At 71.0% G+C, this 20,996-nt stretch carries 19 protein-coding genes and 1 pseudogene; 12 read left to right on the top strand and 8 right to left on the bottom strand.

Annotation, left to right across the window (positions count from 1 at the left end):
- Nucleotides 1-149, top strand: a pseudogene (locus ACWENQ_RS29700) (IS5/IS1182 family transposase); the annotation flags it as partial.
- A gap of 117 nt (nucleotides 150-266) precedes the next feature.
- On the opposite strand, the gene ACWENQ_RS29695 reads toward ACWENQ_RS29700, so the two are convergent.
- Both ACWENQ_RS29695 and ACWENQ_RS29690 read right to left on the bottom strand, forming a co-directional pair.
- Complete coding sequence (locus tag ACWENQ_RS29695) at nucleotides 267-1,016, bottom strand: hypothetical protein (RefSeq protein ID WP_452417182.1); 750 nt, start codon at nucleotides 1,014-1,016, stop codon at nucleotides 267-269.
- 4 nt (nucleotides 1,017-1,020) lie between these two features.
- On the bottom strand, nucleotides 1,021-2,457 hold the full coding sequence (locus ACWENQ_RS29690; RefSeq protein ID WP_452417180.1) for a hypothetical protein: 1,437 nt from the start codon (nucleotides 2,455-2,457) through the stop codon (nucleotides 1,021-1,023).
- A 328-nt stretch (nucleotides 2,458-2,785) separates the two neighbouring features.
- Between ACWENQ_RS29690 and ACWENQ_RS29685 the strand changes: the two genes are divergently transcribed.
- The 6 genes from ACWENQ_RS29685 (at nucleotide 2,786) to ACWENQ_RS29660 (ending at nucleotide 7,363) form a co-directional block, all read left to right on the top strand.
- A complete protein-coding gene (locus ACWENQ_RS29685; RefSeq protein ID WP_449920180.1) occupies nucleotides 2,786-3,103 on the top strand; it encodes a WXG100 family type VII secretion target in 318 nt (105 codons plus the stop codon).
- A 9-nt stretch (nucleotides 3,104-3,112) separates the two neighbouring features.
- Nucleotides 3,113-3,478: a WXG100 family type VII secretion target gene (locus ACWENQ_RS29680; protein ID WP_452417178.1), complete on the top strand. Its 366-nt coding sequence runs from the start codon at nucleotides 3,113-3,115 to the stop codon at nucleotides 3,476-3,478.
- Between the two features lie 74 nt (nucleotides 3,479-3,552).
- The gene (locus tag ACWENQ_RS29675; RefSeq protein WP_449920185.1) at nucleotides 3,553-3,975 is read left to right on the top strand and encodes a hypothetical protein; all 423 of its coding nucleotides are present in this window, start codon (nucleotides 3,553-3,555) and stop codon (nucleotides 3,973-3,975) included.
- A 24-nt stretch (nucleotides 3,976-3,999) separates the two neighbouring features.
- Entirely contained in the window at nucleotides 4,000-5,490 is a 1,491-nt protein-coding gene (locus ACWENQ_RS29670; protein ID WP_452417176.1) for a hypothetical protein, read from the top strand.
- Entirely contained in the window at nucleotides 5,490-6,596 is a 1,107-nt protein-coding gene (locus ACWENQ_RS29665) for a hypothetical protein (protein ID WP_449920191.1), read from the top strand. Before ACWENQ_RS29670 ends, ACWENQ_RS29665 begins: the two co-directional genes overlap by 1 nt.
- Before the next feature lie 2 nt (nucleotides 6,597-6,598).
- Nucleotides 6,599-7,363 (top strand): hypothetical protein, encoded by a 765-nt coding sequence (locus ACWENQ_RS29660; protein ID WP_449920193.1) that lies wholly within the window; start codon nucleotides 6,599-6,601, stop codon nucleotides 7,361-7,363.
- A gap of 17 nt (nucleotides 7,364-7,380) precedes the next feature.
- Here ACWENQ_RS29660 and ACWENQ_RS29655 read toward each other — a convergent pair whose 3' ends face one another.
- A complete protein-coding gene (locus ACWENQ_RS29655) occupies nucleotides 7,381-8,700 on the bottom strand; it encodes a LysM peptidoglycan-binding domain-containing protein (RefSeq protein ID WP_449920195.1) in 1,320 nt (439 codons plus the stop codon).
- Entirely contained in the window at nucleotides 8,697-8,999 is a 303-nt protein-coding gene (locus ACWENQ_RS29650; protein ID WP_452417174.1) for a hypothetical protein, read from the bottom strand. Before ACWENQ_RS29650 ends, ACWENQ_RS29655 begins: the two co-directional genes overlap by 4 nt.
- A gap of 90 nt (nucleotides 9,000-9,089) precedes the next feature.
- Between ACWENQ_RS29650 and ACWENQ_RS29645 the strand changes: the two genes are divergently transcribed.
- On the top strand, nucleotides 9,090-9,758 hold the full coding sequence (locus ACWENQ_RS29645; protein WP_449920199.1) for a response regulator transcription factor: 669 nt from the start codon (nucleotides 9,090-9,092) through the stop codon (nucleotides 9,756-9,758).
- 1 nt (nucleotide 9,759) lies between these two features.
- Nucleotides 9,760-11,154 (top strand): sensor histidine kinase, encoded by a 1,395-nt coding sequence (locus ACWENQ_RS29640; RefSeq protein WP_452417173.1) that lies wholly within the window; start codon nucleotides 9,760-9,762, stop codon nucleotides 11,152-11,154.
- On the opposite strand, the gene ACWENQ_RS29635 is transcribed toward ACWENQ_RS29640, so the two are convergent.
- Both ACWENQ_RS29635 and eccB read right to left on the bottom strand, forming a co-directional pair.
- The gene (locus ACWENQ_RS29635; RefSeq protein ID WP_449920204.1) at nucleotides 11,078-12,025 is read right to left on the bottom strand and encodes a TAXI family TRAP transporter solute-binding subunit; all 948 of its coding nucleotides are present in this window, start codon (nucleotides 12,023-12,025) and stop codon (nucleotides 11,078-11,080) included. The two genes, ACWENQ_RS29640 and ACWENQ_RS29635, sit on opposite strands and share 77 nt — an antisense overlap.
- Complete coding sequence (eccB, locus tag ACWENQ_RS29630; RefSeq protein WP_452417172.1) at nucleotides 12,009-13,439, bottom strand: type VII secretion protein EccB; 1,431 nt, start codon at nucleotides 13,437-13,439, stop codon at nucleotides 12,009-12,011. Before eccB ends, ACWENQ_RS29635 begins: the two co-directional genes overlap by 17 nt.
- A gap of 88 nt (nucleotides 13,440-13,527) precedes the next feature.
- Here eccB and ACWENQ_RS29625 point away from each other — a divergent pair, with 88 nt between their 5' ends.
- Nucleotides 13,528-13,911: a hypothetical protein gene (locus tag ACWENQ_RS29625; RefSeq protein ID WP_449920209.1), complete on the top strand. Its 384-nt coding sequence runs from the start codon at nucleotides 13,528-13,530 to the stop codon at nucleotides 13,909-13,911.
- Nucleotides 13,911-15,284, top strand: coding sequence for a hypothetical protein (locus ACWENQ_RS29620; protein ID WP_452417171.1), 1,374 nt, complete (start codon nucleotides 13,911-13,913; stop codon nucleotides 15,282-15,284). Before ACWENQ_RS29625 ends, ACWENQ_RS29620 begins: the two co-directional genes overlap by 1 nt.
- Here the strand turns inward: ACWENQ_RS29620 and ACWENQ_RS29615 are convergent.
- Nucleotides 15,281-19,747, bottom strand: coding sequence for an FtsK/SpoIIIE domain-containing protein (locus ACWENQ_RS29615; RefSeq protein WP_452417169.1), 4,467 nt, complete (start codon nucleotides 19,745-19,747; stop codon nucleotides 15,281-15,283). The two genes, ACWENQ_RS29620 and ACWENQ_RS29615, sit on opposite strands and share 4 nt — an antisense overlap.
- 114 nt (nucleotides 19,748-19,861) lie before the next feature.
- A complete protein-coding gene (locus ACWENQ_RS29610; protein WP_449920215.1) occupies nucleotides 19,862-20,080 on the bottom strand; it encodes a hypothetical protein in 219 nt (72 codons plus the stop codon).
- Nucleotides 20,081-20,318: 238 nt separating this feature from the next.
- On the opposite strand from ACWENQ_RS29610, the gene ACWENQ_RS29605 reads away from it, so the two are divergent.
- Nucleotides 20,319-20,996: a hypothetical protein gene (locus ACWENQ_RS29605; RefSeq protein ID WP_452417168.1), complete on the top strand. Its 678-nt coding sequence runs from the start codon at nucleotides 20,319-20,321 to the stop codon at nucleotides 20,994-20,996.

Below are 20,996 nucleotides of genomic sequence, written 5' to 3'. Positions count from 1 at the left end.
CCGAGCGGTATAAGAAGCGCAACGTGGTGGAGCGGGCGATCAACCGGCTCAAGAACTTCCGCGCGGTGGCCACCCGCTACGACAAACGCGCCTACATGTTCCTGGGAACCGTCACGGTCGCAGCCTTGGTCATCTGGCTCCGCACGTGATCCAGGAAACAGCTCCTAGAGCCGTGCGGGATGGGGGAACGACCAGGGTGTTGACGATCAGCTCGCGAAGGCGGACTTCAACACCCTTCTCGCCGCGTTCCGAGGGCCGGCGGGGTGCTATGCCTGCGCCGTTGCCTTCTCGTTCAGCTTCTTCTCCCAGTTCGCCTCAGGCAGATTGAACGTGGCCTCGCCGCCGCCGTGGGGATCGTTGACCTTGGTGTCGAGCTGTGCGGCATTCGCGATGTGCCACGCTTCACCGGCGGCAAAGATCGCTGCGGCTGCGGAGATCACAATCACTCTTTTGTTGAGTAGGTTGAGAGCGATTTGCTCCAGCGTCGCGTTGGCGAGCCAGCCCTTGATTCCGGCCGCCGCCGTCCCGACCCCGGGCAGCGCCTTGATGGCCAGCAACACCATGGCGATGGTGAGGGCAGTGGTTGCGAGGGTCAGCGCTGCGTAGGCCATGACCTTGCCCTCGAGGCTGGTCTGACCGACAGTGCCGGACCTGCTCGTGCAGATCGCCTTATCTCTTTCGGCGTCCTTGAGAAACGCCTCGACGTTCTTTTTGAACTCTTCCTTGTCCTCGCTGGTCCAGTCCGCAGGCGGCTTGGCGTTCAGGGCCTTCGTCAATGCCGCGGTGGCCGTGTCCAGCAGCTTGACGGTCTCGTCCCATTTCTCGGTCAGCGCCTTCTGCTTTTCAGGTTCGCAGGCCAATGTCTCGATGGCGCCAGGAAGGCCGAAAGCAGCCTTCGGATTCATCTTGATCGCCGCGTTTGCCGAGGATCTCGGGTTCGGCCCGAATTTCATGTTGATGAGGGCGGCGAACGTGGCGAGTGTCGCTGCTGTGTGATAGACGCTGAGATAGCCCATTGGCTCAGCCCTTCTTGTACTCGCTGGCGTTGTCGGCGCCCTCCCAGACCAGGCCGGACTTCTTCAACGCGGTGTTCCAACGGCCAAGGAGCTCGACGCCGGAGTTCGTGTATTTAGCCGCCGCGTCGCGCGAGCTGTCGTGCTGCATCCGCATGGGTGTGCCCGCGAGGCCGAAGGTCATGAGGTCGACATGATTGCCCTTGAGCATGTCGTGGACCTTCTTCATGTGGGGAGCGGCTTCATTGATCACGATGTTGGCCACATTGTTGTAGTCCTCCTTGGAGACGACCTTGGTCTGGCCGTCCGAGCCCCCTTTGTTCTTGCCGTCGTCCTTGTTCTTGCCGTCGTCCTTGTTCTGGTTGCCGTTCTTCGGGTTGTCCTTCTTTCCGTCAGGGTTTCCCGTCCCTGGGGGGTTGCCGCTGGGCCCTCCGCCACCGCTGGGCCCTCCGCCGCCTCCGCTGGGGCCGCCGCCACCGCCACCCGGGATGTTCGGCGTCTCCGGGGCAGGGGTGTCCCCGGTACCGTCGCCTTCCCCGGGCTTTTCCTCGCCGGGCTTCTCTTCGCCCGGCTTCTCTTCACCGGGCTTCTCTTCACCCGGCTTCTCTTCACCGGGCTTCTCTTCACCGGGCTTCTCTTCGCCCGGCTTTTCCTCACCGGGCTTCTCTTCACCGGGCTTTTCCTCGCCCGGCTTCTCTTCGCCCGGCTTCTCTTCGCCTGGTTTGTTGTCGCCGGGCTTGTCGCCGCCCGGGTTCATGGGGTCTCCGCCGGGGTTGGTCGGGTCGCCGGTCCCGTTGTCACCGGGGGTCTCGCCGGGCTGCTGGTCCGAGCCGTCGCCGCCGGAGTTGCCCTGGTCGGAGTCGTTCTGTCCTGAGCCGTCGCCGTCGCCGTCGCCGTCGCCGTCGCCGTTGCCGTCGCCGCCGTTGCCGTCCTGGTCGCCCTGGCCGTCGGAGCCGGTGTCCGGGTCGTCGATGTCGTCCAGGCCGCCCTCGAGATCGGCGGGGTCGGCGTCGCCGCTGCCCTCGACGTAGCCGTCGTCCCCGGACGGGTCGACGCCGGCTTCGTCGGCCGGGTCCCAGGCGGGATCTCCCTCGGCCGCCTCGGGCTCGACGAGCCCCGGCTCGGTGTCCTCCGGCTCGCCCGGGTCGACGGCGCCGGAGTCGGTGGCCTCGCCCGAGCCGTCGGGCTGACCGGACGGGCCGGACTGGGCGGGATCGCTGGAGGCCAGTTCTGTCTCGGCCGCGCTCGACCCTTCCAGGTCGGCCGGCGCGGCGGGGCCCGTGACGGGCGCGCCGCTCGTGTCGACGGGCGACGAGGGCGCCGGTTCGCCGAACGCTATGGTTGCACCGCTCGCGCCCCGCGCGTCGTCGATGTCCCGTAAGCGATCAGGCTCGGCGGCCAGCCCCCAGTTCAGAAGGCTGTCCATGCTGCGTTGTTCGCTCACCCGGCCTCCGTCCCCCGGCTTTCAGTGATCCGAAACAGTAGCTCAAGTCGGGGCACTCCGGGCAGGCGGAGGGGCCGATCGTCCTTTTCGTTGACTCCGAATCGACAGCCGGGGTCAATGGCCCGCAATCCACCTACCTGCGCGTTTGCCGCCGAGCCGCCGTGTCGTTATCGAGCTGTGATCTGCATGCTTGTTAGTTATGTTGCGACGGGGGTCCTATGTGCCCTTTGATGTTGGATGCGGTGATCGCTCCCCGTCTCTTGACGGCTGAGGCCGTAAGGGGGGTGGCACTGCTCTTGCACAGGGCCACACGGCACAGGAGGTACCAGTGGCGGACATCGACTTCTATCAGGCGAGCAAAAGCCAGCTCGTTCGGGCCAGGGACCTCGTGGTCGCCGCGCACGAGGAGATGGAGGGCCTGCGCCAGGCCGTCATCATGACGGGCGAGAACCTCGCGACCGGCTGGGCGGGCAAGGCGGCGCAGACGTTCGGCCAGGCCATGATCGGCTGGGACGACAACATGATTCTCGTCCGCGACGACCTCTTCACCGTCGCCGAGAGGCTCGGCGCGAACGCCGAGACCTACCAGAAGGCGGACGACGAAGCCGACGGCGCGAACTTCGTCCAGGGTCTCATCAACCGCTAGGAGATCATCATGCCTCAGCACAACGATGTCGGCGCGCACGGCGCAAGCGACCGCGTCAAGGTCAACTTCGGGACGATGGACGTCGTCACCGGTGACCTCACGGCGATGGTGAACAGGTTCGAGCAGATCACCACCGACCTGCTGCGCGATCTCGCGCTGGTCCTCGGCACCGGCGACGGCCAGGACGAGAAGGGCGACGTCAACGCCTGGTCCGGTGGCGCGAAGACCTTCTTCGAGGAGAAGAAGGTCAAGTGGAACCAGCAGGCCGAGCAGATGCGCAACGAACTGCTCGCCGCCAAGAACCACGTCAACCAGGCCAGCGAGAACTACCAGATCGCCGAGCGCCACAACAAGGCCATGTGGTCGCAGTACTGAGGCCGGTCGACTCACCGGTCACCGCTTTCGGGTGGTGGCCGGATTTGTCGTCGTCATGAGGATGGAAGGGCATCATGGCAGGACCTGACGGCGGGTGGCCGGGTCTCAAGGGTGACGAGAACACCGTCGAGTTCAGCGTCGAGCGGATGCGCGCGATCGCCAAGGAGATGCGCGGCATCCTCACGGTCATGAACGGCAGGGGCATGGGCGGCCCGGCCAACCCCGGCGACCGGTACATGACCGGCGCCCTGGAGAGCGTTCAGGGGCACGCCAGGATCAGCCACAACGAGATCGGCAGCTGGTCCACGGCGAGCAGGTTCGCCCACGCGGTCGGCTCGACCGACCCGGACCCCGGCGGCGTGGTCAGTCTCGAAGGCAATTCGCGCGGCTTCGAAGCGGTCTACGCGAAGTTCGTCTCGACGTTCGAGAAGGTCGTGCAGGCGCTCGAGGACCACGCGGTCGAGTACGAGAAGAGCAACGTCTTCAACGGCGGCTGACGTCCGCCAATTGGAAGGTGCAGGGTGGCCAGCGAGTCGAACACCTACACGATCAAGACCGGCGAGGCTCCCGAAGCCGGTCAGGTGACGGCGTCCGCCGACCAGATCAAGGTCTGGCTGGACAACACCGATTCCGCTGCCGTGGTCCGGGCCGCCGACGCCTACTCCAGCGCCGCCTCGATGATCGGGCTGGCGAGGGAGTCGCTGATGGCCGCGGCCAAGGGGCTCAGCGAGATGTGGGGCGGCCCCACCGCCGCGCTCTTCCAGGCCGGGCTGCACAAGCTCGACACCACGGGCGACGAGCTGGCCACCAAGATGAAGGCGGTCTCGACGGCGCTCAGCGACTACGGCGGCACGCACCTTCCCGACGCGGTCACCAAGGTGAACGCCATCGAGCCGCTGCCCGGCACGTCTTCGGGCAGCTCGGAGCCCGCGCCGACGCCCACGGTCACCACCACGCCCAGTCCGACGTCGAAGCCCTCGGCGACCGCCACGCCCAAGCCCTCGCCGGGCCCGACGCCGCTCCCGCCGGGCTCGGACCCGGTGGCGGAGGCCAAGGCCAGGCGGGACGAGAAGGCGCGGCAGATCCTGGAGGATCTGAACAAGCAGATCGTCTCCCTCTACGCCCAGGTGCCGGACGAGGTCTCCTACGACCTGGAGATCCCGGCCCCGCCCAGCGCGACCGACGGATACCAGTCCACCAGCTACACCTCCCGGGACCGGTACCAGCCGGCCTTCAGGGGCGGCACCCCCGACGCGCCGGCCTTCGAGGACGGCGACACGCGACCCGGCACGGGTGGCGGTGTCGACCGGCCCGGCACCGGCGGACCGGGGCAGGGCCCTGGCACGGGCTCCGGTGACGGTGACAGTGACGGTGACGGATCCACGCCGACGAACCCCGAGAAGCCGGGCACGCCCCCGGGTACCCCGCCGGGCACGCCTCCGGGCACCGGCACCCCGCCCGGAGGCGACCCGACCGTTCCCGGCGGCAACGGCGACCCCGGCACGGGGACGGGCCCGGGTGGCACGGGCAGGGGCGACGGCACCACGCCACCGGTGATCGGCCAGGACGACGGCTCCCGCCAGACGGAGACGGCCTCCTACAGGCCGCTCCAGACCCCGCCGACCACACCGTCGACCACGCCGACGACCACACCGACGCTGACCACCCCGACGGCGCCGTACACCCAGATCCCGGCGACCACGCCGCCCACCATCTCCACCACGCCGGGGCTGCCGAACACCGTCGTCGGGCCGACGAACGGCGCGCCCGGCGTTCCCTCGGTGATCGGCGGCGGGACCCTCGGCGGGCAGAACGCGGTGACCTCGGCGGCCGCCCGCGCCGGCTACGGCACGGGCATGCCGCACCTGATGGGCGGCTTGGGGGGCACCATCGGCGGCGGTGGCGAGAACGAGGAGAACACACACACGACGAACCTGCGGGAGGACCGCAACCCGTGGGCTTCCTCGCATGACGTGACCACGGACCTCCTCGGCAGGACGGGCGAGGCCTGATGGCTTCCCCCACCGGCCAGTGGCCGGAGATGACGACCGTGGGCGCGGTGAACCAGTCGCCGTCCTCCGGCATCCGCTTCGTCAAGGATCAGCTGAAGCCGACGTCGGCCGGTCTGGAGGACAACGCGGAGACGGCCGACGCGCTGGCCACGCGGACGAGCAGCGTCAGCATCTACTACCCCATGGCGCTCATGGGCGTGAAGAGCGCCCACGAGCAGGCCCGCGACCAGGAGGCCGAGTCGGCCAGGGTCGCCGGCGAGGCGCTCAAGACGTGGCGCACCGCGCTCACGATGGCCGACGCCAACTACCGCAAGTCGGATGAAGACAGCCAGTTCAAGCCGCCTGGCATCACCCCGGCGGGGCTCGGTGACCTCGGCGGTCTCGGGAATCTGGGCGGCCTGGGCAACCTTGGCGGCGCCGGCCTGAACCCGGGCGGCATCAACACCCCCGGTCTCGACCGGCCGGACCTCCACACGCCCAAGCTGCCGCTCGACGACCCGAACCTCAAGACCCCCGATCTCAAGACCCCCGATCTCAAGACCCCTGACCTCAAGACCCCCGATCTCAAGACCCCCGATCTCAAGACTCCGGACCTGAACAACCCGGATCTGAAGACGCCGGATCTCAGGACACCGGACCTCAACAGTCCCGACCTCAACCGGCCGGACCTCAAGACCCCGGACCTGAACAACCCGAACCTCAAGACCCCGGACCTGAACGACCCGCGGTCGACGGGCCTGGCGGACTACCAGCCGCCGAACCTGCAGACACCGAACCTGCGCACCCCTGAAGTCACGCCGACCACCTACACGGGCGACCCGACCGCGTCGTACGGCAGGACAGGCACGGGCATGGGGACGGGCACGGGTACCGGCACGGGGCCCGGCTCCGGCCTCGGTGGCGCGGGCGCCGGCCTGGGCGGCGCGCGTGGCCTCAACGGCGCGGGCGGCGCGCCGATGATGCCGATGATGCCGCCGATGGGCGCGGGCGGCGGCCAGGGCGACAACAAGGAAAGGGAAAGGGACACCTACGAGCTTCGCGAGGACGAGGGTGTCTGGATGGACCAGGACGGTATCGCGCCCCAGACGCTGACTCACGAGGTGTGACCATGGGACCCACTTTGACGCGCTACGTGACCGCGATCAGCATCATGGCGGGCGCCGCCTTGTGGATCAGGCGGCTGTGGGCGGGCGCGGTTCCCCTGGCGTTCGCGGCGTGCGCCGCGGACACCGAACCCATCGATGGTGGCGGGCGGGCGTACAAGTCCACGGAGAACGGCGGCGAGACGACGGAGATCGCCGCCGTGCGCGACGCGCTGGCCAAGTTCGAGAAGGACCTGCAGGAACGCGCCGAGTGGGAGGGCCCGGCCTGGGCCTCCTTCAAGCCGTACCTCGACGACTTCAAGAATGAATGGAACAAGAAGGGCGAACATCGCAACACTTTGGGCGAGGCGGTCGGCTCCCCCAAGGGGCTGATCGAGGCCGGCGCCTACCTCGCCGAGGTCACCTCTCTGGCCATGCTGTCTCTGGCCGTCTTCATGCGGGGGACGTGGGCGGCAGGCCCCGCGGGAGTGGTGGCGGGTGAGACGGCCGCGAGCACCGTGGGTCCGCAGATCGGCCGGATCTCCACCGGGGCGCTCAAGAAGATGACGCTCGTCGGCCTCGCCATCACCCCCATCGTGATGGCCGTCATGCAGCTCGGCCAGCAGCAGGCGGCGAAGTTCCAGGACATGAAGGCGATGCCCGCCTTCGACGCCCTCGGCCTGCAGTACGACAAGGCCTCGGGCCGCATCATGCCGAAGACGGTCGGCAACCAGACCTTGCCGGGGATGCCCCAGGGGTCGACGGGCCTGCCGGACACGTTCCCGGTCTGAGTACGGCGGGGCGGGCCTCAGCCGGGAATGGTGAGGACCTGCCCCACCCGCAGGACCGTCGGGTCGGGGCCGATCAGGTCGCGGTTGGCGTTGTAGATCTCCCGCCACCGGGAGCCGTCGCCCCACACCTTGTCGGCGACCTCCCACAGCGAGCCCTCGTTCACCGACCACCGGTCGACGGTGGGCCGCTCCCACGACGGCAGTTGCTCGGGCACGTCCGACGTGTGCAGCGGCCGCCACACCCGGAACACGGCCGTCGGCGTGAAGCCGAGCGCCTGCTTCTGCGCGTCGGGCCCCAGCTTGGCCAGCCACGGAAGCTTCGAGGTGGCCCAGTTGCGCGCCGCGACGAAGCTGCCGAAGGCCATGCCGGACTCGGCGACCGCCGTACCGCTCTTGGTCAGCGTGGCCGCCCAGGAGGCGGCCGAGCCGCCCTGGAACAGGCCCTTGCTGAACGGCCCTGCGATGGGCAGGAAGACGCCCGCGAGGGTGGCCGCCGTGGTGATGCGCCCTGCCTGCGCGAACGTGAGGGGGGAGAGGTTGAAGATGCTCTCGCCCTTCATTCCCTGTGCGGCCATCTGGGTGCCGATGACGCCGCCGTAGACCCAGGCGGAGGTCTTGGCGTAGGAGCTGAAGCTCGCCGAGGCCAGCTTGGTCATGACCTTGACGTCGAAGGGGCGCAGAGCGGCCGTCTTGAGCATGTTCCCGATCTTCGGCACGACGGTCAGCCGGCCGGCGAGCGGCAGCCTGGACAGGACCATTCCCGCGGCCTTGAGCAACCCAGAGAGCCGTTGCAACAGCGCGACCGCGGCCATGACCAGCCTGGTGGTCCTGAGGTAGGCCAGGTAGGCGGCCCAGAGGGAGGCGGCCAGCCGCAGCGCGAAGAACAGCGCCGCCCAGAGCACGGCCGTCCTGACCAGCTCGACGATGGCCTGCTTGGTCATCTTGGTGGCGGAGAGGACGGCCTCGAGAACCTCCGCGACGCCGACGCAGCTCTGCTTGAGGGCGGCGCGGGCCTTCGGGTCGACGACCTTGCCCCACGCCGTTCTGAACTGGTCGGCGGCCCCGCCCTGCCACTCCTGCACGATCTTGGCCACCGCCGGGTCGATCGCCTGGTGCAGGCGATCGAGGTCGCGGTCGAGCTGGCGGTGGGCGCCGGCGGCCCCCATCAGGCGGTCCTCGATGCGGTCGTCGAACATCCGGGGCAGCGCGTGCCACATGGCGGCCAGCGTGCTGAACAGCGGCCCGGGATTGAGCACCGTGCCCGGATCGAAGTCCCAGCCCCACGAGGCGGGGTTCCAGTTCCAGGTGAACGGGTTGACGCTGGGCTCTCGCGTCATCGGGGCGCCGCCTTCTCGTAGGCGTCCTCGGACCGGTCGAGCGCGACGGCGATGAACTGCAGCGCCTGAAGGAGGTCGGACAGGTAGGTGTCCACGCTCTCGTAGCGTCCCGGGTCGCCGACGTAGGCGTCGGCGACCTTCTCGGCGCCCGGGGCGAGCCCGAAGTCCTGCCGGGTCAGCGCGGCCGGTGCGAAGGCGTGCCGCATCGCGGCGACGTCGTCCACCTGATCGGCACACACCCGCATGGCCCTGCGGAGCGAATCCGGCAGGTAGGTGAACCCTTGTGAATCCTGCCCCACAAACACTCCTCATCCGTTTTACGGGGGAGGATAGGAACTCGAGTTAACGGTGGTGAAATATTCGGTGTCAGATTTGAGGAGTTGTTGAGCATGCGGATCCTGCTCGTCGAGGACGACGACAGGTTCGCCGACGCGCTCGCGACCGCGTTACGGCGGCACGGACACCATGTCGAGCGGGCCCGTTCGGCCGCCGAGGCGCAGGCCGCGGCGGAGGACGCGGCGCGGGAGCTCGTCCTGCTCGACCTCGGACTGCCCGATCTGGACGGGGTGGACCTCCTGCGCCGCCTGCGCGCCGACTCGCAGATCGGGATCATCGTGGTCACGGCGCGGGGCGAGGAGGCGCAGCGGGTGCGCGGCCTGCGCGCCGGGGCCGACGACTACATCGTCAAACCGTTCGGCGTGGCCGAGCTGGAGGCGCGGATGGAGGCGGTCATGCGCAGGGTGCGCAGCCACCGCCCCACCGCGCGCGGCACCAGCACGTACGGCCCGCTCGACGTGGACGAGGTCGGCCGCGCGGTCAGGGTGAACGGCGTCGACGTCCGCCTCACCCGCAAGGAGTTCGACCTGCTGAACGCCCTGGTCCGCGCCGACGGCGCGGTGATCGGCAGGGACGGCCTGCTGGCCGAGGTCTGGCAGACCACCTGGCAGGGCGGGGCGCGCACGCTCGAGGTCCACATCGCCAGCCTGCGCGCCAAGCTCGGCGACCCCGGCCTGATCGAGACCGTTCGCGGCATGGGCTACCGCATGCGAACGCTGTGACATGCGCCGCCGCCTGCTGATCAGCTACATGTCGCTGCTGGCGCTGTCGCTGGCCGTCCTCATGGTGCCGCTGGCGGTCAACCTGGCCGTGCGCGAGACGCACGAGTCGTTCATCGAGCAGCAGGGCGACACCCAGCGCTTCGCCTCGCAGGCCGACCCGGCGCTCGGCCCGGCCAAGAACGTGGGGCTACGGGCCGAGCTGATCCGCTACCACGAGCTGTTCGGCATCGGCGCCGCCGTCCTCGACGCGGAGGGCAAGATCGTCGCGGTGGCCCCGCCGACGCTGTCGCTCGGCGCGGCGCGCAGGCCCGTCGAGCGGGCCCTGTCGGCCGACCAGCGGCCCCCCGAGACGATCTGGCCGTGGCAGGCCGCCGACCTCGTCGTCGCGGTTCCGGTGATCCAGGAGGGCGAGGTGGTCGGCGCCGCGGTGACGATCGCGCCCACCGGCACGCTGCGCGCGCGGATCGCCGGTACCTGGGTGGTCCTGTTCGCCGGCTACCTGCTCGCCCTGGCGCTGACCTGGCTGGCGGCCAGACGGCTGGCCCGATGGACGCTCCGCCCGGTGCTCGAGCTCGACGCCGTCACCCACGACATCATCCACGGACGGCTGACCGCCAGGGTCGCCAGGATGGACGGACCACCGGAACTGCGGCGCCTGGCACGCTCGTTCAACCGCATGGCCGACACCGTCACGGACCTGCTCGAACGCCAGCAGGCCTTCGTCTCGGACGCCAGCCACCAGCTGCGCACCCCGCTGGGCGTGCTGCGGCTGCGCGTGGAGAACCTGGCCGACCACCTGAACGAGAGCGGGCTGCGCGAGCACGCGCTCACGGTGGAGGAGACCGACCGCCTCACCCGCATCCTGGAGGGGCTGCTGGCGCTGGCCACGGCGGAGCGCCACGACGGCCCCGGGCAGGTCGAGGTCGACGCGGAGGAGGTCGTGGACGGGCGTGTGGCGGCATGGCAGGGCCAGGGCGCGGTGCTGCGCCGTACGGGCGGGCTGGACGCGCCGGTCCTCGCGCTGCCCGAGGCGCTGGACCAGATCCTCGACGCGTTGATCGACAACGCGCTCAAGTTCGGCGCCCGCACGGTCACCGTCCACCTGGAGCGGGTGGCGGGACAGGCCGTGATCCGCGTGATGGACGACGGGCCCGGACTGCCGGAGGAGGAGCTCGCGCGGGCCACGGAGCGGTTCTGGCGCTCGGCCAGGCACCAGAACGTGGACGGCACGGGCCTCGGCCTGTCGATCGTCAACGTGCTGGCCGGTGCCTCGGGCGGCTGCGTCGAACTCCAGGCCCGCGAGCCCACGGGCTTGGAGGTCAGGATCTGCTTTCCCGGTAGTAGCGGATCGCGCCCTGATGCAGCGGCACGGGATGGGTGGCGAAAGCGGACCTGACGTTGAGCCTGCGCGCCTCCGGGTGCGCCCGCTCGAGCGCGTCCCTGTCGCTGAACAGCAGGCGCGTCAGGTCGTAGGCGAGGTCCTCGGCCATGCCCCGCCGGACGACCAGGTAGTCGGGCACGCCGATCGAGCCGCAGGCGGGCAGGCCGTACGTGGAGGCGGGGATGGTGCGCGGGCTGTAGAACTCGCCGTGCCTGCGCCGCATCGGCTCGGCGTGGTCGCGCAGGTCCACCAGGCGGACCAGCCGGCGCGCGGCCAGCTGGCTGATCGTCTGGGTGGGCAGCCCGCCGGAGAAGAAGAAGGCGTCGATCGACCCCGACGCCAGCGCCGCGGCCGACGATGCCAGGTCGAGCCGGTCGACCGCGCGTGGCCTGACCCTGGCGAGGGACAGCAGCCGCCTGGCGATGATCTCGGTGCCCGAGCCGGCGGCGCCGCACGAGACCCGCCGTCCGCGCAGGCCGGCGAGCGCCACGATGCCCGAGCCCGTACGCACCACCAGATGGAGGTAGTTGTCGTACAGCCTGGCCAGCGCGCGCACCGGCTGCGGCGCCTCGAACGGCGGCTCGCCGGCGACGGCGAGCGCGGCCGAGTCGGCCAGCGTGAAGGCCACGTCGGCCTGGCCGGCGGACACGAGCCTGAGGTTGTCCAGCGACGCGCCCGTGGCGATCACCTTCGGCCGCAGGCCGGAGCCCTCCGCGGCGATCGCCGAGGCCAGGCCCTCGCCGTAGTCGAAGTACACGCCGCCGCGCTGGCCCGTGGCGATCACCAGCGGCGTCGTCCCGTGCCCGCCCGCGCAGCCGGCCGGCGCGCCGAGCGGGGCCGCGAGCAGGGCGGCCAGCACCGCCCTGCGGCTACTGCCCGACCGCAACGGGGTTCAGCGCCTTGGCCGGATCGAGCGTCGGGCCGGGCGGGATGGCGTGGAGCAGATGGGTCGGCACCGGGGTCACGTCGGCGGCGTCGTAGCCGAGCTTGCCCACCAGGTCGCCCGACTGCAGCGGGAACTTGCGGCCCTGGTCGGTGATGAGCTCGTAGGTGTTGATCGCGGCCTGCTGGTTCTCTCCCGGCAGCAGCCCGGCCAGCGCGGCTCCGCCCGCAGGGAGGATCACCTGGTCGAAGTACTGCTCGCTGCCCGTCACCGCGGGCGGCTTGATGGTGATGGTGCTGCCGATCGTCAGCTTGGCCTTGACCGAGCCCTTGGCGGTGTCGGAGTAGACCGCGCACAGCGGCGACGTGCCCGGCACCGTGACGACCTTGGGGAGGGTTTGCGGCAGGCCGTTGCTCGTCCAGTTCTTCGTCGCCGACAGCCTGCTGTTGGCGGTGGCCGCGTCGATCTCGCGCTCGACGGCCCTGCCGCCGGGGTAGGCCGCCTTGATCCTGGTGTCCTGGAGGAACAGGCTCGCCTGGGTCTGGCTGATGGGCGCCAGGCCGTCGGACAGCAGGACGAACCACCGGTCGGGGCTGCCCGCGACGCCGGACGTGGTGAAGATCTGGCCGATCCTCGCGGTGCGCCCGTCCGGGCCCTTCGTCCGCCTGCCCAGGCCGTCGACGGCCGGCGCGCGGAAGTCGGGGCCGTCGGGGATGGCGTTCAGCCAGGAGGCCGGCACCTTCCGGGTGGCGCTCGCGCCCAGCGCCTGCAGGCCCTCGGGCCCCACCCGCATCTTCTGGTCGTTGAAGATCACGTATGCGGTCGGCCGGCCGGTGCGCCGGGCCTCGACCACCACCATGGCGTCCGACCCGACCGGCCTTCCGCCCACCGGGATGCCGCCCAGCAGCGACACGAACTGCTTGCGGTCGCTCGACAGCGTGGGGTTGTCCATGACACAGGCCGACCACGGCCCCTTGACCAGCTTGTCCTTGGCCGGCAGGGAGTCGGGCAGGCCCGGGATGCCGACCATCGGGCCGCGCTCGAACGTCGCCAGCGAGGCGGCCTTCACGCTGCGCACCTGGACGTCCGTGCTGTCGAGCAGCAGCCGCGCGGAGACGTAGTTGGCGACGGGCAGCAACCTGCCCTGCTGCTGGCTGTAGACGAACGTGGCGCCGCTGTCCTCCTCGACGAGCAACTGCCCCGGGTCGGTGAGGTTGGTGGCGTGGCCCGGCTTGATCAGACCCCAGATCCCGAACCCGGCGACGACCAGCACCCCGATGAGCACGCCGCAGAACATCGCCACGTTCTGCCTGCGCATCGGCGACTCGGGGACGTCCGGTTCGGCCTGCAGGAGGGCCATGCCCATCCGCTGCATCATCAGCCGGTGGGCCTGGTAGAGATCCTTTCGGGTCTGCATGGAGGCCAGCATAGGAGGCTATGTCCAAGTTCCACATGACTTGGTCAGGTTCCACTACAGTCGAGATCACGATGACGGAGGTGGGCACATGGCAGAGCCAAGAGAAACGGTAAGCGTCGAGGACAGGTGGCCCGGTCTGGACCCGAAGCCCGGCGAGATCGACCTGACGTCGAAAGAGCAGCTTGTCAACATCCTCAAGGATCTGGCCGGTGCGCTGGAACGCCTCGAAGGACTGGAGGTCGGCTCGCTGCCCGACCTCAAGCGTCGTGCCCTGCTCATGAAGCCGGTCGTCATGGGGGGCTGGCCGGCGGGCGATGACTTCTTCGACGCGACCACCAATGCCTATACCTATGTCAGCCATATCTACGAGTCCATTAACTACAAGTTGCGAGCCGCGATCCAGAAGATCAACGACGGGGGCGGCCTCCTCGTGGACGTCGATGATCTGAACAAGGGGAGGCAGAGCGTCTGATGGTGGATGTCACGCCGAAGGAATACCCCGTCAAGGTCAAGGGCGCTGACTTCGAAGTCCACGGCGACCAGGCGGTGGAAAAGGTCAAGAGCATCATCGAGGGCCTGGATGCGCGCGCCATCGAGAAGGCCGGGGCCGCGTACCTCAGCGCCGGCACCATGCTGGCGCAGCTCATGAAGACGATCGAGGACGCCGCCTTCGCGATGGCGAAGATCTGGGGCGAGAAGTCGTCCGTCGACGCGCAGCAGTCCCTGCGCGCGATCTACGTCACCACGAAAAACCTGACGGGCTCCTGCAATGTGATAGGTCGTCAGCTCGAATCGCTCGGCAAGACCGTGATTCCCGCCTACCGCGATTACGGCGGGGATTACTCCTGGGCCGAGGGGCCCTCATGGACGCACGGCATCCCGGACCTCTGGGTCAACACCAAGGGCGACGGCGGCATGTGGTTCACCTCCGACAACGGCGCCGCCAAGGAGCATCTCAAGAACTTCCAGAAAGAACTCCAGACCATTCACGACCTGCTCCCGGAGTCGGTGCGCGAAGACCTGCCGGACATCACGCAGCAGAACGTACCGCCTCCCCAGATCACGCCCCCCAAGATCCCGAACCCCACCGTTCCGACGCCCAACTTCGCCAACACGGGCTACGACCCGAACACCGGTGGCTACAAGCCAGGGAACGGCGACTCCACGGGCAAGTGGCCGGACTACACCTTCCCTGACGGCAACGGGTCCGGCGGGAACGGGTCCGGTGGCAACGGCTCAGGCGGGAACGGGTCCGGCGGGAACGGGTCCGGCGGCAACGGGTCCGGCGGCAACGACCCGAAGTACCCCGACTACCCCGGATCGGGCGACGGCTCGTCCACTGCTCCTCCAGGCGGAAGCGGAGTCAACCCCGTGAAGCTGCCCCACGACCCCACAACAGGTATGAACACTCCCGACGCGCGCACCACCGAACTGGCCGACTTCCAGCGGCCCAACTTCGACAACCCGTCGAACAACCAGCAGATCGACGCCCGCACCGGGCTGCCCACGAACACCGGCACGAACACCGGGACGAACACCGGCACGAACACCGGTACCGGCTCGAACACCGGCACCGGCACGGGAACGGGCACCGGCACGGGATCGGGAGCGGGATCGGGCGGCTACGGCTCGGTCGCCCCGGCGAGCGCGCGCGGCGCCAACGGCCTCGGCACGGGCATGCCGATGCCGCTGGGCGGCGGAGCGCCGCACGGCCAGCAGGCGCAGCAGAGCGACCACTCGACCTGGCTGCTCGAGGATGAGGACGTGTGGGGCGGCGCCGCCGACGGCGTCACCAACCACACCCTGGGCCACCAGAACCCCAACCCGAGCCAGCAACAGGTCTAGCCAGGCAGCGCCGCCTGGACGGGGGTGACGGTGCCGAGCGTCACCAGCAGCCCCCGTCCCGGCGGCCCGCCGACCGCGCCGCGCGGCAGCCGTACGGTGAACAGGTCGCCGTCGGCGGGGCTCTGCACCGACAGCAGCAGTCCCGTGCGCGACTTGCGGGTCTCGGCGACGAAGCCGCGGTAGGCGGTCGCCAGGTCGGCCGTCGCGCCCGCGATGATCAGGCCGTGCTCGCCGTCCCTGCCGGTTCTGAGCGTCTCCTCCAGGAGCTGTCCCAGGGGCGAGTCGGGGTTGACCAGCTCGGCGTCGTCGACGACCAGGACGTACCGGTCACGGCCGGACAGCAGCTCGCCCAGCCCGGCGGCGTCGCCGTCGAGGACGGCCAGCGCGCCCTCCAGACCGCGCAGCGGGCTGCGGCGGGGACAGACGGCGGCGACGGGCGTGCCGGTGGCGACCAGCGACCGGGCCGCGGTCAGCAGCGAGGAGGAGCGCCCCGACCGGGGCGGGCCGGCGATCACCGCGCCGGGGCCGTGCGCCAGCAGGTCCACGCCGACCGGGGCGAGCGCGTCGCCGCCCACCCCGAGCAGGGCCCACAGCGGACCCTTCGGCGCGGGGCCGAGCTCCAGGGCCTGGCTCGCGGTCACGCGCATCGGCAGCGCGTCGACGCGCAGCGGCGGCTCGCCCTCGGGCTCGCGGGCGCGGGCCAGCTTCTGCAGCGCGGCGACCTGCGCGGGACCTGACGGGTCGGGGTCGAGCAGCGCGATCTGGCTCTCCACGACGCCCTGCTCCCGCACGGACAGCGCGCGGCCCTGCGGCATCGCGGCGGGCAGGTCCTTCACCGGCAGCCCGGCCAGGCCGTAGTCGGCCGGATCGGCCAGGCGGAGGACCAGCCGCTCGTCGAAGACCGTCGACACCTGGCCGAGCAGCGCCGAACGGTCGCCCGTCACCACCGCTCGCAGCCCCACCGCCGGCCCCTCCCTGAGCAGCTGCAACAGCCCCTCGGTGAGCCTGCCGTAGTCGTAGCCCTCGAACGCGGCGACGTATCCCTCCCACCTGTCGAGCATCAGCACCAGCCACGGCAGCCGGTGGCCCGCCGCCCGGTACTCGGCCAGCGAGGCGTGACCCGCCTCGGCCAGCAGCTGCTGCCTGCGGCCGATCTCCTCGCGCAACCCGGCGAGCAGCCGTTCGACCCGGTCGAGCTGGTCGCGCGTCACGACCGCGCCGCAGTGCGGCAGCGCGACCAGCGGCAGCAGCGCGCCGGACCCGCAGTCGACGGCGTGGACGTGCACGTCGGCGGGGGAGTACCCGGCGGCGATGGCGCCCGCGATCGTGCGCAGCGCGGTGGACCGGCCGCTGCGCGCGGCGCCCGCGATCAGCAGGTGCCCGCCCCGCTCGAGGTCGAGCCGCAGCGGCCGCCGCGCCTGCGCCCACGGCAGGTCGCTCACCCCGAAGGCCAGCCCCTCCGGCCGATCGAGGACCACCTGCTCGGGCAGCGGCGGCAGCCACGGGCTCGGCTGCTCGGGCACGCCGGCCCGCTCCGCCGCCACCGCGATCGTGTCGGCCAGGATCGCCAGGTCGCTGATCGCCGGCCCCTCGAGGGGTTCGGGCGGCGGCGGCAGCGCCCTTCCCAGCGCGTGCCAGCCCAGCTCGACCGCCCGCAGCCGCGCCTGCGCGTCGCCGGGCGCCCGGCCGCCCACCCGCGCCGCCTGGACGGCGACCGCCGCCCCCGCGCCCGACCTGACGTAGCACCGGCCCGGCGTCGCCTTGGAGATGTGCGCGGCGTCGGGAAGGCCGATCACGTCGGCCGACTCGGCCGCCTCGGTCACCCTGAGCGCGATCCGCAGCGAGGTGTTGGCCTGGATCTCGGCCGTCACCACACCGGCCGGCCGCTGCGTGGCCAGGATCAGGTGGACGCCGAGCGACCGCCCCCTGCGCGCGATGTCGACCAGCCCCGCAACGAAGTCGGGCAGCTCGGCGACCAGCGCCGCGAACTCGTCGATGATCAGCACCAGGCGCGGCAGCGTGCCGTCGTGGTCGTCGATGTCCTTGGCGCCCGCCTCCAGCAGCAGCCGCTCCCTGCGCCTGAGCTCGGCGGCCAGCGAGGTGAGGGCGCGCTGGGTGAGGTGGCCGTCGAGGTCGCTGACCATGCCGACGGTGTGCGGGAGCCTGGCGCAGTCCTTGAACGCCGCCCCGCCCTTGTAGTCGATCAGCACGAACGACAGCTGGTCGGGCCGGTTGCGCGCGGCCAGCGCGCAGATGAGGGTCTGCAGCAGCTCCGACTTGCCCGCGCCCGTCGTGCCGGCGACCAGGGCGTGGGGGCCGTCGGCGGCGAGGTCGACGGTGAACGGGCCCTCGGGTCCGGCGCCGAGCACCGCCCGCGTGGTCGGCGCGGACCACTGGACCGGCGGGTCGAGCAGGTCGAGCAGGCGCACGGCCTCGGGCAGGCTGCCCGACGGGTCGTCACGGGAGACGTCGCGAAGCGGCGACAGCGCCCTGGCCAGGCGCTCGCACCACGACGGCGGCACCCGGTCGGCGAGCGCGGCGCCGAGAGCGTCGAGGCCGCCGCCGCGCAGCCGTACCAGGCCGTCGGGGCCGCACGTGGCGACTGTCTCGCACTCCTCGGGCAGCAGCCGCTGCTCGTCGTCGACGGCCAGGGTGTACACGCCGGCGCGCGGGCCCTGCCGCAGCACCTGCGGCATGCCGGGCAGGCCGCGCAGCACCTGCGCGCCGTCTAGCACGACCAGCACGTCGTAGGGCCGTTCGTCGTAGGCGGGCCGCCGGTCGGCCGCCTCGGGGCCGCCCAGGTCGTCCCAGCCGGTCGGGACCTTCCCGAACTCGGGGATCGAGGTGCTGAGCCGTTCGTCGACCAGCGCGGTCAGCTCCGCCACCCGCCTGCCCGCCGACTCGGGGTCGGCGCCGACCAGCGCCACGCAGTCCTCGCCACGGTGCGGCGCGCAGTGCGGCAGCCAGCGGACCCAGCCCCACCGCTCCCGCGCGTCGGTGCTCGCCGAGAGCACCACGATCGCCAGGTCGCGCGGGCTGTGCAGCGCCGCCGCCTGGGCGACCAGCCAGGCCACCAGGCCGGCGGCCTCCTCGCGCGGCCCCGTGACGCCCGCGACCCCGAGCCTGCGCATCGGCAGCGCCACCGGCACCTTCTCGCACACCGGAACGGGGTACGGCACGTCGAAGTCCAGCTCGGCCGGCAGGTCGGCGAGCCCGACGCGCAGCCGGAGCGCGTCGGCGTCGTGGATCCTGCGCTCCCACAGCCGCCCGCGCGGCCCGGTCGCCGTCAGCAGCACCTCGGCCGGGTCGGGGGCCGCCGCCCTCCTGGCCCGCTGGTCGTTCCTGCGGGCCAGCTCGACCTCCTCCTGGAAGAGGGCCAGCTCCTCGCGGTACCGCCTGACGGAGCGCTTGTGCTGCCTGCGCCCGTGGCGCCGCTCGCTCCACCACTGACCGACCATGATGAGCGGCGTCATGAGCGCGATGAGCAGGTAGTACCACTGGCCGGTGACCAGCATCATCGTCACGCCCAGCACCGCGGGCAGGAAGGCGGCCAGCAGCTGCAGCCGCATCGTCTCCACGCGCCCTGGCTCCCGCGGCACCTCGAACCCGCGCGCCGTGTCGGGCCGCTTCAGCCGTGGCGGGCGGTTGTAGGACAGGCCGCCGTCGGGGTGCGGCGCCAGGTGCGCGTCGGCGGGCTCGATCGCGGTCAGCGTGAAGATCGAGGAGCCGGCGGTGAGGAAGGCGTGCTCGGGCCATTCGACGGCGGCGGTGACGGGCTCGCCGTCCAGCAGGATGCCGGGGGGCTCGCCCGCCGGCGAGGTGTCCCGCAGCGCCAGCTCGTCGAGCTCCTCGGCGTACCTGCCTTTCGCCTTCTTCCTGGGCGGCTCGGCGGGCGGGCGAGGCGGTGGCTCGACGGTGATCTCGGCGGGGGTGATCCTCACGACCGCGGCCTCGGCGGCCAGCGCCGGATCCCGTACGGCCATCGCGCACGTGAGGTCGGCGCCGATGACGTGCACGCCCAGGCCCAGGCGGTGGACGGCGCCCGCGTCGGGGCCGCCGACGACCCTGACCTCGGCCACCCCGCCGGGCTCGGCCACCACGGTCAGGCCGGCCAGGCGGGGGTCGAGGGTGATCGTGTCGCCGTCGCGCAGGACCGCTCGGGCGGGCGCCCTCGGGTCGGCGGGCCGGCCGTCGCGCCACACCGTCGGCCCCCCGAACCCGAGACCGGTGTCGCTCACCGGAGGGGCCGACACGCGCGGCGCGTCACGCTGCCGGGGGATGCGGGGCGGTTCGCCGAGTCCGTACGGCGCGCGGCTCCTGGGCAGGCGGACCACCTTGGCCAGCGGCTCGCCGGGCGGCTCGGCCAGCGCCTCGGCCACCTGGGCGACCGTCGTGGCCGCGGTGCCCTCGATCACGACGTCACGGTCGCCGCGCTCGTCGAGCACGGTGAGCATGATCCGCATGTGCCGTCTCCTCGGGATCGGACCGGCGGCCACGCTAACGCGCGCCTGCCGTACCCGCCGCCCGGACGACGACATCGGCATGAATCCTCGCGGGACCCGACCCCGCGCCCCGGGTCAGGAAGGGGGGCGCCGGTGCGCCCGCGTGCGGTCCTTCAGCTCCTCGGCCTTCTCCTCCAGCAGCCCGGCGTACGCGTTCACCTCGGCCGTCACCTCGACCAGGTTCGACGCCGCGCGGTGCAGCCGCCCGACCACCCGCGAGGTCGCGGGAGCGCCGGCGACCCGCGCCACCCAACGCCGGCGGAGCCGGGTGAAGAACCCACCCATCCTGCTCATGTCGCCCAGCATCGCACAGTTTGAACAGGTTCAGGGTGACGGGCGCGTGAATTCTGTGACCAATGTGGTTGCTATCACTGAATAACGGGGCAATTCAAGTGACTTTAATGAACGGGTCTGGTTGACAGCCTCCCACCTGCGAAACGAGCATTAGTCCTCGCATTCGGGCCCCGCGCCAGGCCGGTAGATGCACATAATGGCCTGAATTCCGCAAATTCATCATGGGAGCCCCCCACCTATGAGGACCAGCGAAAAACCCGCCGCCAATGCGGCGGGACCCGCAGGCGCGCTCTCCAGCAGCACGTCACGCAAGCTCCCCGTGCCGCCCCGCGAGCGGAAACCCGCGCTCGCCGCGCTCGCCGTCCTCCTCATTCTCGGTGGCGCGCTGGCCACCACCCTGCTGGTGATGCGCAGCGGCGACCGCATTTCCGCGATCAGAGTCGTGCAACAGATCGGCGCGGGTCAGAAGATCTCCCCGAACGCGCTGGAAGAAGTGCAGATAGCCGATACGGGCATCGATTATGTGGCGTGGTCGCGGCGGTTCGCGGTGATCGAGACCTACGCGAGCGTGACCCTCCTGCCCGGCACCCTCCTCACCGACCAGATGACCGTCACCGCCAGCCAGGAGCTCGGCCCCGGCAAGGCGAAGGTGGGGCTCGCGCTCAAGCCGGGACAGGCGCCCGCCGGGCTGAAGGAGGGCGACCGCGTGCAGGTCATCCACGTGCCCGGCAGGTCGGCGACCGCGCAGGGCAGGGTGCTGGCCCCCAACGCCCTGGTCCACATCGTGGGCGCGCCCACCAGGTCAGGATCGGCCGGACTGGTCACGGTGATCGTCGACGCCACCGTGTCGCCGCAGATCGCCGCCTACGCCTCCAGCGGCGAGATCGCGGTGGCCGAGCTGCCGGGAGCGCGCTGA

The organism is Nonomuraea sp. NPDC004354 (genome assembly GCF_053602555.1).
The sequence above is the reverse complement of the archived record's forward strand: the minus strand, read 5'-3'. Positions and strand labels throughout refer to the sequence as shown.

Excerpts from the sequence above, each read along its gene's own strand:
- ACWENQ_RS29695 (WP_452417182.1), bottom strand. The coding sequence starts at position 1,016 with ATGGGCTATCTCAGCGTCTATCACACAGCAGCGACACTCGCCACGTTC.
- ACWENQ_RS29680 (WP_452417178.1), top strand. The coding sequence starts at position 3,113 with ATGCCTCAGCACAACGATGTCGGCGCGCACGGCGCAAGCGACCGCGTC.
- ACWENQ_RS29625 (WP_449920209.1), top strand. The coding sequence starts at position 13,528 with ATGGCAGAGCCAAGAGAAACGGTAAGCGTCGAGGACAGGTGGCCCGGT.
- ACWENQ_RS29645 (WP_449920199.1), top strand. The coding sequence starts at position 9,090 with ATGCGGATCCTGCTCGTCGAGGACGACGACAGGTTCGCCGACGCGCTC.
- ACWENQ_RS29605 (WP_452417168.1), top strand. The coding sequence starts at position 20,319 with ATGAGGACCAGCGAAAAACCCGCCGCCAATGCGGCGGGACCCGCAGGC.
- ACWENQ_RS29610 (WP_449920215.1), bottom strand. The coding sequence starts at position 20,080 with ATGAGCAGGATGGGTGGGTTCTTCACCCGGCTCCGCCGGCGTTGGGTG.
- ACWENQ_RS29660 (WP_449920193.1), top strand. The coding sequence starts at position 6,599 with ATGGGACCCACTTTGACGCGCTACGTGACCGCGATCAGCATCATGGCG.
- ACWENQ_RS29675 (WP_449920185.1), top strand. The coding sequence starts at position 3,553 with ATGGCAGGACCTGACGGCGGGTGGCCGGGTCTCAAGGGTGACGAGAAC.
- ACWENQ_RS29640 (WP_452417173.1), top strand. The coding sequence starts at position 9,760 with ATGCGCCGCCGCCTGCTGATCAGCTACATGTCGCTGCTGGCGCTGTCG.
- ACWENQ_RS29620 (WP_452417171.1), top strand. The coding sequence starts at position 13,911 with ATGGTGGATGTCACGCCGAAGGAATACCCCGTCAAGGTCAAGGGCGCT.
- ACWENQ_RS29615 (WP_452417169.1), bottom strand. The coding sequence starts at position 19,747 with ATGCGGATCATGCTCACCGTGCTCGACGAGCGCGGCGACCGTGACGTC.
- ACWENQ_RS29655 (WP_449920195.1), bottom strand. The coding sequence starts at position 8,700 with ATGACGCGAGAGCCCAGCGTCAACCCGTTCACCTGGAACTGGAACCCC.
- eccB (WP_452417172.1), bottom strand. The coding sequence starts at position 13,439 with ATGCAGACCCGAAAGGATCTCTACCAGGCCCACCGGCTGATGATGCAG.
- ACWENQ_RS29665 (WP_449920191.1), top strand. The coding sequence starts at position 5,490 with ATGGCTTCCCCCACCGGCCAGTGGCCGGAGATGACGACCGTGGGCGCG.